Annotated in this window: 9 protein-coding genes; 6 read left to right on the top strand and 3 right to left on the bottom strand. The window is 73.4% G+C overall.

Annotated elements, in window-relative coordinates; translation table 11 throughout:
- The first annotated feature begins 49 nt into the window (after positions 1-49).
- Together IF45_RS0112865 and IF45_RS0112860 are read left to right on the top strand one after the other, a co-directional pair.
- A complete protein-coding gene (locus IF45_RS0112865; RefSeq protein ID WP_030307473.1) occupies positions 50-1765 on the top strand; it encodes a sensor histidine kinase in 1716 nt (571 codons plus the stop codon).
- Positions 1766-1889: 124 nt separating this feature from the next.
- Complete coding sequence (locus tag IF45_RS0112860; RefSeq protein WP_030307472.1) at positions 1890-2936, top strand: murein hydrolase activator EnvC family protein; 1047 nt, start codon at positions 1890-1892, stop codon at positions 2934-2936.
- A 2-nt stretch (positions 2937-2938) separates the two neighbouring features.
- On the opposite strand, the gene IF45_RS0112855 is transcribed toward IF45_RS0112860, so the two are convergent.
- Positions 2939-3832 (bottom strand): Cof-type HAD-IIB family hydrolase, encoded by an 894-nt coding sequence (locus IF45_RS0112855; RefSeq protein ID WP_174905211.1) that lies wholly within the window; start codon positions 3830-3832, stop codon positions 2939-2941.
- A gap of 152 nt (positions 3833-3984) precedes the next feature.
- On the opposite strand from IF45_RS0112855, the gene IF45_RS0112850 reads away from it, so the two are divergent.
- On the top strand, positions 3985-4887 hold the full coding sequence (locus IF45_RS0112850; protein WP_010644320.1) for an LLM class flavin-dependent oxidoreductase: 903 nt from the start codon (positions 3985-3987) through the stop codon (positions 4885-4887).
- A gap of 11 nt (positions 4888-4898) precedes the next feature.
- Here the strand turns inward: IF45_RS0112850 and IF45_RS0112845 are convergent, their stop codons facing one another.
- Entirely contained in the window at positions 4899-5354 is a 456-nt protein-coding gene (locus IF45_RS0112845) for a hypothetical protein (RefSeq protein WP_030307470.1), read from the bottom strand.
- A gap of 326 nt (positions 5355-5680) precedes the next feature.
- Positions 5681-7498, bottom strand: a complete 1818-nt coding sequence (locus tag IF45_RS0112840; protein WP_018894864.1) for an SDR family oxidoreductase — start codon at positions 7496-7498, stop codon at positions 5681-5683.
- Positions 7499-7794: 296 nt separating this feature from the next.
- Between IF45_RS0112840 and IF45_RS0112835 the strand changes: the two genes are divergently transcribed.
- Genes IF45_RS0112835 through IF45_RS0112825 form a run of 3 tightly spaced genes read left to right on the top strand, consistent with a single transcriptional unit; the run spans position 7795 to position 10606 of the window.
- Entirely contained in the window at positions 7795-8820 is a 1026-nt protein-coding gene (locus IF45_RS0112835; RefSeq protein WP_010644316.1) for an ABC transporter ATP-binding protein, read from the top strand.
- Positions 8817-9698 carry an ABC transporter permease gene (locus IF45_RS0112830; RefSeq protein ID WP_003949453.1) on the top strand — a complete coding sequence of 294 codons (882 nt, stop codon included), beginning with the start codon at positions 8817-8819 and terminating at the stop codon, positions 9696-9698. Before IF45_RS0112835 ends, IF45_RS0112830 begins: the two co-directional genes overlap by 4 nt.
- The gene (locus IF45_RS0112825) at positions 9695-10606 is read left to right on the top strand and encodes an ABC transporter ATP-binding protein (RefSeq protein ID WP_008416674.1); all 912 of its coding nucleotides are present in this window, start codon (positions 9695-9697) and stop codon (positions 10604-10606) included. The genes IF45_RS0112830 and IF45_RS0112825 overlap by 4 nt, the downstream gene beginning before the upstream one ends.
- Positions 10607-10618 lie beyond the last annotated feature (12 nt).

Below are 10618 nucleotides of genomic sequence, written 5' to 3'. Positions count from 1 at the left end.
GTCCGGGCCGCGGCCATTCGCCGTCAACCGGACAAACTACGCTCCCTCCATGCCGCCCCCCGCCGAGAACCGCTCCGGCTCACTCCCGGACGAGGCCGACCTCCCCGGGCCGCACGGGATCTCCGCCGAGCTGGCGGTCCGTATCCCGCAACTGCTCGCGGCGATGCGCTCCGTCGGCTCCGGCACCGAGCTGCACCAGACGCTCGACAAGCTCTGCGAGACCGCCGCGGAACTGGGCGGCGCGCGGTACGCGGCGATCGGGGTCGTCGCCGAGGACGGGCAGGGCCTGTCGGACTTCGTCCACCACGGCGTCGACGGCGCCACGGCCCGCGCCATCGGCCACCTCCCCGACGGACACCGAGGACTGCTCGGGGCGCTGATCCACGACCCGCGCCCGCTCCGCCTCGCCGACCTCGCCACCGACCCGCGCTCCTGCGGATTCCCTCCCCACCACCCGCCGATGCGGTCCTTCCTCGGCGTCCCCATCCGGGTCGGGGAGGAGATCTTCGGCAACCTCTACCTGGCGGAGAAGGAGGGCGGCGCCGACTTCACCGAGGAGGACCTCCAGATCCTGCGGGTGCTGGCCACCGAGGCCGGCATCGCCATCGGCAACGCCCGGCTGCACGAGGCGTCGAAGCAGCGCGAGCGGTGGATCGACGGCTCGGTCGCCGTCACCACCAGCCTCCTCTCCGGCAGCGACGCCGACGAGGCGCTCACCGTCGTGGCGGAACAGGCACGCCACCTCGCCGACGCCCGGGCCGGTTTCGTCCTGCTGCCCACCGAGGAGGGCGGGATGGAGGTGGTCGCCGCCTCCTCGCGGGAGGACGCGCCACGCGGCGCCATGGGCCTGGTCATCCCCGCCGACAGCGCGCTCGTCCGCGAACTGCTGGCGGGCCGCCCGGTCCTCGTGGACGACGCCGCCGGCGACCCCCGCGTACGGACCGAGGTCGGTGCCGGGTTCGGGCCGAGCATGATGCTGCCCCTGGTCAGCGACGACCGGGTGCTGGGCGCACTGGTCACCCCGCGCTCCGTCGGCGCCCGGCACTTCACCGAGACGGAACGGACCCTGGCCACCCAGTTCGCCACCCAGGCCGCGCTGGCCCTGCGGATGGCCGAGGCCCAGCGTGACCGCGAGCGCCTCGCCGTCCTGGAGGACCGCGACCGCATCGCCCGCGACCTGCACGACCTGGTGATCCAGCGCCTCTTCGCCACCGGCATGATGCTGGAGACGGCGCAGCGCCGCTCCGACGCCCCCGCCGTGCGGGAGAAGCTGGGCAAGGCGGTGGACGAACTCGACGTCACCATCCAGGAGATCCGCACCGCGATCTTCGCCCTGCAACAGGGTCCCGCCGACGCTCCCACCGGGCTGCGCACCCGCGTCCTGCGCGAGATCAACCTGGCCGCCGTGCCGTTGGGCTTCACCCCGGCCCACCGCTTCCTCGGCCCCGTCGACACCCTCGTCGGCGAGACCACCGGCAAGAACCTCGTCGCCGCGCTCCGCGAAGCCCTCTCCAACGCCTTCCGCCACTCCGGCGCCGGCCGCATCGAGGTGGTCGTGGAGGCCGGACGCGCCCTGCCCGACGGCACGCCGGGCGTCCGCCTCACCGTCGCCGACGACGGGGTCGGCATCGCGCCCGGCGGTCGCCGCAGCGGCCTGCGCAACCTCAGGCGGCGCGCCGAGTCCCTCGGGGGCTCCAGCTGGTACGGCCCCGGCATCGGCGAGGGCGGCGGCGGCACCTCCGTCGTCTGGGAGGCCGCCCTCTGAAGGCGCGGCCCCGTCCGCGCCCACCCTGTTCAGCGGTACGCGCCTGCTCCGTACGGGGCACGCCGTCCCTCGCCCGTACGAGTCCGGCGAGAGCGGGCCCCGCCGGGCGGGCAACGATCCGGGCATGAGCTCCCGAGACCGCCGCCACCTCTTCCTGCCGGTCCTGTGTGCGCTGCTCGCCCTCGGGTACCTCGCCCCGCACGACGCGAGCGGCGACACGCCCCCCGACCCCGGTGCCGAGGTGGCGCGTCTCTACGAGCAGGCGTCCGACGCCACCCAGCGGTACGAGGCGGGGCTGCGCGCCTCGCGGGCCCAGCGCAGGGAGGCGCAGCGGCTGGAGCGGCGGCTCGCCGAGGAGCGCCGGGTGCTCGCCACCTACCGCGCCGACCTGGGGCGGATCGCCAGCGCCCAGTACCGCGCCGGGGCCGGACTGCCGTACACCGCGCGGCTGCTCCTGGCGGACGACCCCGAGGGCCTGCTCCGCAGTCAGCACGCCGCCAACCAGGCCGATCTGGCCGTCACCAACGCCATCGGCCGTACCCAGCGGGCCGAGCGGCGGCTGGCCGAGGGCGAGCGGACCGCCGTCAAGGTCTCCCGGACGCTGGCCCGCCGCGCCGACGAGCTGGGCAGGCTCAAGACGCGGATCGAGACCCAGCTGCGCGACGCCCAGCAGCGGCTGGAGCGGCAGGCCGAGACCTCGGTGACGGCCGGCAAGTGCCGCGGCGCCGTCCGCCTCGGCAACGCCGGCAGCCCGGCCCGTACGGGACGGCCCTGGATGACGCCGGTCCGCTCCTACACCCTCTCGGCCGGGTACGGCGGGCAGGGCGACCGGTGGGCCAACCGGCACAGCGGGCAGGACTTCGCCGTCGACACGGGGACCCCGGTCCGCGCGATCGGGGCCGGCCGGGTCATCCGGGTCGGCTGCGGCGGCGCGTACGGCATCGAGGTCGTGGTGCGGCACGACGGCGGCTACTACTCCCAGTACGCGCACCTGTCGGCGCCCGCCGTCGACCAGGGGGACCGGATCCAGGCCGGCGACTGGATCGGCCAGTCCGGCAGCACCGGGAACTCCACCGGCCCCCACCTGCACTTCGAGATCCGGCTGACCCCGTACTACGGCTCGGCCGTCGACCCCGGTCCGTGGTTCGCGGAGCGGGGCGTCGTCCTCTGAGGTCAGCCGCCCGCGAGAAGGCGCTCGATGACGAGGGCCACGCCGTCCTCGTTGTTCCCGAGCGTGCTGCCGGTGGCGGCGGCCAGGACATCGGGGTGCGCGTTGCCCATGGCGTACGAGGAACCGGCCCAGCTCAGCATCTCGATGTCGTTCGGCATGTCGCCGAAGGCGGCCACCTCCTCCGGGCGGATGCCGCGTTCCGCGCAGCTCAGCGCCAGGGTGCTGGCCTTGGAGACGCCGTGGGCGCTGATCTCCAGCAGCGCGGTGGGGCTGGACCTGGTGACCGAGGCCAGGTCGCCGAGGATCGCCCGGGCACGGGTCAGGAAGGCGTCGGGGGCCAGCTCGTGGTGGTGGGCGAGGAGCTTGAGCACCGGCTGGGGCGCGGTGCCGGTGGGCTCCGCCAGCAGTTTCTCGGCGGGGGCGATGCCCTGCGCCGGGTCCAGGTGGAGCGGCGGGTAGCTCATCTCGTGGAAGAGGCCGCTGGTGCGTTCCACGGCGAAGCTGGTGCCGGGCGCGTGGGCGCGCAGGCGGGACACGACCTGGAGCGCCGTCTCCTCCAGGAGCGGGCGGACCCGGACGAAGCGCGGGCGCCCGCTCTCGTCGTCGGCGGCGAGGTCGACGACGGCGGCGCCGTTCCCGCAGATGGCGAGGGCGTCGGCGTGGGCGTGGTCGCGGACCACTTCCATCCACCGGGCCGGCCGGCCGGTCACGAACAGCACGCCGATCCCCGCCCGCTCCGCGGCGCCGAGGGCGGCACGGGTCCGTGGGGAGATCGTCTTGTCGTCGCGGAGCAGTGTGCCGTCGAGGTCCGTGGCGATCAGACGGATCGGGACGGACGGGGCGGCCGGGGTCCGGGGCAACGGCGTCGCTGAGGTCACTCTTCGATTGTGACGCATATGCCAGCACGCGTGTGCGGACCTTCGCACAGATGAGTGCTTTCGATCGGTCGAGCACCGGGATGGCCGAAACCCGGCCGGACCGCCTACCGGCGCCATCCGCGCCCCGCGCGCCCGGAGGGCCCCGGCGCCGCCCACGTAGGCTCGGGGCCATGAGCCTGCGACTGAGCACCGTGATCCTCCCCGTCGACCGCTGGCACGAGGGCGGCCGCGCCACGTGGCAGCGCGCCGAGGAGCTGGGCTTTCACACCGCGTACACCTACGACCACCTGTCGTGGCGCACCTTCCGGGACGGCCCGTGGTTCGGCGCGCTCCCGACGCTGACGGCCGCGGCGACCGCCACCGAGCGGCTGCGGCTGGGGACGCTCGTCACCTCGCCGAACTTCCGGCACCCGGTGACCCTCGCCAAGGAGCTGATCTCCCTGGACGACGTCTCCGGCGGCCGGGTCACCCTCGGCATCGGGGCCGGCGGCAACGGCTTCGACGCCACCGCGCTCGGCCAGGAGGCGTGGACGCCGAAGGAGCGGGCGGACCGCTTCGCCGAGTTCGTGCCGCTGCTCGACCGGCTGCTGACCGAGGACGCCGTCTCGCAGCGCGGCACCTTCTACTCCGCCGAGGAGGCCCGCAACATCCCCGGCTGCGTCCAGCGGCCCCGGCTCCCGTTCGCGGTCGCCGCGACGGGCCCGCGTGGGCTCAGGCTGGCGGCACGGCACGGCCAGGCCTGGGTGACGACCGGCGACCCGAAGCTGTACGAGACGGGGACCCCCGAGCAGTCGGTCGAGGCGCTGCGCGGCCAGATCGGGCGGCTCGGGGCGGCCTGCGAGGAGGCCGGGCGGGACGTCGCCGACCTCGGCAAGGTCCTGCTCCACGGCTTCACCCCCGACCGGAACCGCCCGCTGGACTCCGTCGACGCCTTCGTGGAGTTCGCCGGGCGCCATCAGGAGCTGGGCTTCACCGAGATCGCGGTGCACTGGCCGATCGCCGGCTCGGACTTCGCCGCCGACCAGGCCGTCTTCGAGAAGATCGCCACCGAGGCGGTCGGGCAGCTCTCCTGAGGCGCGGCTCCTCACCGCCTCCGGCTCAGCAGCCAGCCGGTCAGTTCGAGCGGCGAGACGTACGAGCGGTGCTCCGTGCCGCAGGGGAGCGGGACGACCAGGTGGCATCTGGGCGGGAAGGCCCGGCGCCGCAGGTGGGCCAGGCCGCCGTAGACCGAGGCGAGGAAGGCGGGGACGACGTCCCGGTCGAGGTCGGGGCAGTCGACACCCTCCACGCAGACCGAGGCGTCGCCGTCCGCGTACAGCCGCACCTGCACGGAGGGCGTCCCGCTCAGCTCGATGTACGCCTCGTGCGGAAGCAGCTCCTCCGCGCCGGCGGTCCAGGGGGACGGGGTGGTCGAGGGCGGCCGTGAGACGCGGTCGGCGCCGATCTCCTCGGTCACCTCCCCGGTGCGGTGGAAGTGCCCGGCGACCTCGCGGACCGCCAGGACGGCCGCCTGCGTGGTGGGCAGGTGCGGATAGCTCACCCACCGATCATGGCGCCACGGCGACCGCCCGGCATCCCGGGCCCGGGCGCCCGGGCCGGACGGCAAGCCGGACGCCGGAACACCCCGGAGCGCAAGGAGCCCGTGTGAGGGGCGCGTTCAGGGTGAGCCCCCGCAACTGTGCGTCATTCCACGGCGTATTGAGGTTTGATCCACAGTGAGGCCGCGTTATCCACAGCTCTGGCGGCCGATCCTGTGGATAACTAGCCCTGACTGTGGGCAACTTCGCCGCTGAGCGCGGCATGACAGCACGTCAGGCGTGCGCCGTTCACGCCCTGTTGGCGCACGCCTCATCTCCTCCGCACCCCTCACACCGGCGGATTGAGCCGCGCGAAGGCCCGGGCGCCCTTCGGGGAGAGGCGGGCGAGGAGGCGGCTGCCTCGCGCCTCCGGGGTGACCGGGACGACCGCGCTGTTGTCGAGCACCGCGCGCAGGATCGCGTCGGCGACCTTCTCCGGCGGGTAGTTGCGCATGCCGTAGAGCTTGGCGGCGCGCTGCTGGTGCTTGGCCTCGTCCTCCTTGCTCGCCCCGGCGAAGCGGGAGGTGCGGGTGATGCCGGTGTTGACGATGCCGGGGCAGATCGCGGTGACGCCGATGGAGCGCGGCGCCAGTTCGGCGCGGAGGCTCTCGCTCAGCATGAGCACGGCGGCCTTGGAGGTGCTGTACGCGGGGAGCGTCTTGGAGGGCAGGTAGGCGGCGGCGGAGGCGAGGTTGACGATGTGGCCGCCCTGGTTCCGCTCGGCCATCTGGCGGCCGAAGAGGCGGCAGCCGTGGATGACGCCCCAGAGGTTGACGTCCAGGACGCGGCGCCATTCCTCGGGCGTGGTGTCGAGGAGGGAGCCGGAGAGTCCGACTCCGGCGTTGTTGACGAGGACGTCCACCGTGCCGTACTCGGCGGCGACCTTGGCGGCGAACTTTTCCATGGCCTGCTCGTCGCCGACGTCCACGGTCTCGGCCCAGGCGTGGGGCGCCCCCGCCGCGAGGGCCGCCCGCGCCGTGCCGGCCGCGCCCGCGCCGTCCCGGTCCGCGGCGATCACCCGGGCGCCCGCGGCGGCGAAGGCGAGCGCGGTGGCCCGGCCGATCCCGCCGGCCGCGCCCGTGACCAGCACGAGCTGCCCCGCGAACCGCTCGGCGTACCGGGCCAGCGCGGCCCGCCGGCGGGCGCTGCCGCGGGGCCGGCCGCCCTCGACCAGGGTGAGTGAGGTGGCGCGCCCGCTCTGGCGCAGGGCCTCCTGGCTGTCGACGAACTCGCCGATCCACGCGGCGAGCTGGTCGGGACGGGTGCGCGGCACCCAGTGCTTGGCGGGGATCGTGCGGCGGACCAGCTGCGGAACCCAGGACTCCAGCTCGTCGTAGAGCCGCTCCGACAGGAAGATGTCGCCGGTCGGCGTGATCAGCTGCACCGGTGCGTGGGCGTACGGGTCGGGGCGCGGGTGGCGCAGCCGGGTGCGGACGTTGTCCCGGTAGAGCCAGGCGCCGTGGGCGGCGTCGTTGCCGAGGGAGGAGGTCGGGTAGTCGCCCGCCGGGACCTTCTCCAGCCGCTCCAGGATGCGCGGCCAGCGCTTGCCGAGCGGGCCGCGCCAGGCCAGTTCGGGCAGGACCGGGGTGTGCAGCATGTAGACGTACCAGGACTTGGCGCCCTGGCTGACGAGCTGGGCCAGGCGGCGCGGGGTGGGGCGCGCGGCGCGCTTCTTGATCCAGTGGCCGAAGTGGTCCAGGGACGGCCCGGAGAGGGAGGTGAAGGAGGCGACGCGGCCGCGGGTGCGCTCGACGGTGGCGAACTCCCAGGACTGCACGGAGCCCCAGTCGTGGCCGACGAGGTGGACCGGGGCGTCGGGGCTGACCGCGTCCACGACGGCGAGGAAGTCGTCGGTGAGCTTCTCCAGGGTGAAACCGCCGCGCAGCGGGCGGGGCGCGGTCGACCGGCCGTGGCCGCGGATGTCGTAGAGGACGACGTGGTAGCGGTCGGCGAGGCGGGCGGCGACGCCGGACCAGACCTCCTTGGAGTCCGGGTAGCCGTGGACCAGGACGACGGTGGGCCTGCTCGCGTCGCCCAGTTCCGCTACCCGCAGCTCCACGCCGCCTGTGTGTACCGAGCGCTCACGCGCGCCGCTCAGACCCCCCATGACCTGTACTCCGTCTCTCTCGTCCGTCGCGACGGGTGGATTACGCACCGTGGCACCGACGAATCTGGCAACCAGGCGCGGCCCCGTCAATAGGTGTGCACCAGCCTTGTGGACAACTCTTCCAATAGTGGGCCGCGTTCACACACGTGTGCTCCACGCTCCGTTCCGCGACCCCGACGCGCTCCCGTACCCGGGTACGGCCCCCTTACGGGCTCGTAATACCGGAGTCTGAGACGAGGACAACCCCGTGGTCTGACGACCTGTGTGGCGCGCACCACTACGTTCGAGGGGTGACTGTGATCGCGACCGAAAGCCTGAGCAAGCGGTACCCCAAGGTGACCGCGCTTGACCGGCTGACCATGGACGTCGGGCCCGGAGTGACCGGCCTCGTGGGGTCCAACGGTGCCGGGAAGTCCACGCTCATCAAGATTCTGCTGGGCCTGGCCCCGGCCTCCGAGGGACGGGCGGAGGTGCTGGGCCTCGACGTCTCCACCCATGGCGGCGCCATCCGCGAGCGCGTCGGATACATGCCGGAGCACGACTGCCTGCCACCCGACGTCTCGGCCACCGAGTTCGTCGTGCACATGGCGCGGATGTCCGGCCTGCCTCCCACCGCCGCCCGGGAGCGCACCGCCGACACCCTGCGCCACGTGGGCCTCTACGAAGAGCGCTACCGCCCCATGGGCGGCTACTCCACCGGCATGAAGCAGCGCGTCAAGCTCGCGCAGGCCCTGGTCCACGACCCGGACCTGGTCTTCCTCGACGAGCCGACCAACGGCCTCGACCCGGTCGGCCGGGACGACATGCTGGGCCTCATCCGCCGCATCCACGCCGACTTCGGCATCTCGGTGCTGGTCACCTCCCACCTCCTCGGAGAGCTGGAGCGCACCTGCGACCACGTCGTGGTCATCGACGGCGGCAGCCTGCTCCGCTCCAGCTCCACCCGCGACTTCACCGGCGCCACCACCACGCTGGCGGTCGAGGTCACCGACACCGAGACGCACCCGGACGGCACGGCCGCGCTGCTGGCCGCCCTCCGCGACCGGGGCGTCACGGCCGGCTCGGGCGGCGTCCTCCCCGGCGCCGGCCACAGCCTCCTCCTGGAGGAGGCCGACGACGAGACCCGCGACCTGGTCCGCGACCTCGTCGTCGACCTCGGCCTCGGCCTGGTCCGCATGGAGCAGGGCCGCCGCCACATCGCCGACGTCTTCCAGGCGGACGCCGCCGGCACCGGGCAGCCCCCGCACCACGACCCAGCAGAGCCTCCGCCCGCCGCCGCGGCGGAGTCCCTCCGACCCACGGCGGGAGGCGGTCGGTCATGACCGTGGACAGCACACAGATCCACAACATCGGCTACCGGAAGTACGACGGCCCGCGCCTGGGCCGCTCCCACGCCCGGCGCGCCCTCTACTCCCAGAGCCTGCGCGGCGCCTACGGGCTCGGCCGCTCGGCCAAGTCCAAGGTGCTGCCGATGCTCCTCTTCGCCGTGATGTGCCTGCCGGCCGCCATCATGGTCGCGGTCACGGTCACCGCCGGGCTCAAGACCCTCCCGGTCGACTACACCCGCTACGCCGTCGTCATGCAGGCCGTCATCGGCCTCTACGTGGCCTCGCAGGCACCCCAGTCGGTCTCCCGCGACCTGCGCTTCAAGACGGTGCCGCTCTACTTCTCGCGCCCCGTCGAGCGCGTCGACTACGTCCTCGCCAAGTACGCGGCGATGGCCTCGGCCCTCTTCCTCCTCACCGCCGTCCCGCTCCTGGTGCTCTACGCGGGCGCGCTGCTCGCCGAACTCGACTTCGCCGACCAGACGGCGGGATTCGGACAGGGCATGGTCTCCGTGGCACTGCTCTCCCTGCTCTTCGCCGGCATCGGCCTGGTGGTCTCGGCGGTCACGCCGCGCCGCGGCTTCGGGATCGCCGCGGTCATCGCGGTCTTCACCATCACCTACGGCGCGGTCTCCACCGTCCAGGCCATCGCCTTCCAGCAGGGCAACACCGAGGCGGTCGGCTGGATCGGCCTCTTCTCCCCCATCACCCTGATCGACGGCGTGCAGACCGCCTTCCTCGGCGCCACCTCGGCCTACCCGGGCGGGGCCGGACCGTCCACGGCGGGCGGCGCCGTCCATCTCCTTGTCGTCCTCGGCCTCATCGCCGGCTGCTACGCCCTGCTGATGCGCCGCTACCGGAAGGCCGGACTGTGACCACCCTCACCATCGACCATGCCTCCCGCTGGTTCGGGAACGTCGTCGCGGTCAACGACATCACCATGACGATCGGCCCCGGCGTCACCGGCCTCCTCGGGCCCAACGGCGCCGGCAAGTCCACGCTGATCAACATGATGGGCGGCTTCCTCGCCCCCTCCACCGGCACCGTCACCCTCGACGGCGACCCGGTCTGGCGGAACGAGTCCGTCTACCGGCAGATCGGGATCGTCCCCGAGCGCGAGGCCATGTACGACTTCCTCACCGGCCGGGAGTTCGTCGTCGCCAACGCCGAACTCCACGGCCTCGACGCCGCCGCGGCCGCCCGCGCGCTGGCCACCGTCGACATGGAGTACGCCCAGGACCGCAAGATCGCCACCTACAGCAAGGGCATGCGCCAGCGGGTCAAGATGGCCTCGGCGCTGGTGCACGACCCCTCCGTGCTCCTCCTCGACGAGCCGTTCAACGGCATGGACCCCCGCCAGCGCATGCAGCTCATGGAACTGCTGCGGCGGATGGGCGAGGAGGGCCGCACCGTGCTCTTCTCCTCGCACATCCTGGAGGAGGTCGAGCAACTCGCCTCGCACATCGAGGTGATCGTCGCCGGCCGGCACGCCGCCTCCGGCGACTTCCGCCGCATCCGGCGGCTGATGACCGACCGGCCGCACCAGTACGTGGTGCGCTCCAGTGACGACCGGGCCCTGGCCGCCGCGCTGATAGCGGACCCTTCCACCGCCGGCATCGAGGTGGACACCCAGGAAGGGATGCTGCGCGTCCAGGCGGTCGACTTCGGGCGGTTCACCGCGCTGCTGCCCCGGGTGGCCCGGGACCACGGGATCAGGCTGCTGGCCGTCTCGCCGTCCGACGAGTCCCTCGAATCGGTCTTCTCCTATCTCGTCGCGGCGTAAGGAGCCTTCAGC

The sequence above is a fragment of the Streptomyces albidoflavus genome, assembly GCF_000719955.1.
Classification (GTDB): domain Bacteria; phylum Actinomycetota; class Actinomycetes; order Streptomycetales; family Streptomycetaceae; genus Streptomyces; species Streptomyces albidoflavus.
This window is presented reverse-complemented; position numbering and strand designations above follow the sequence as displayed.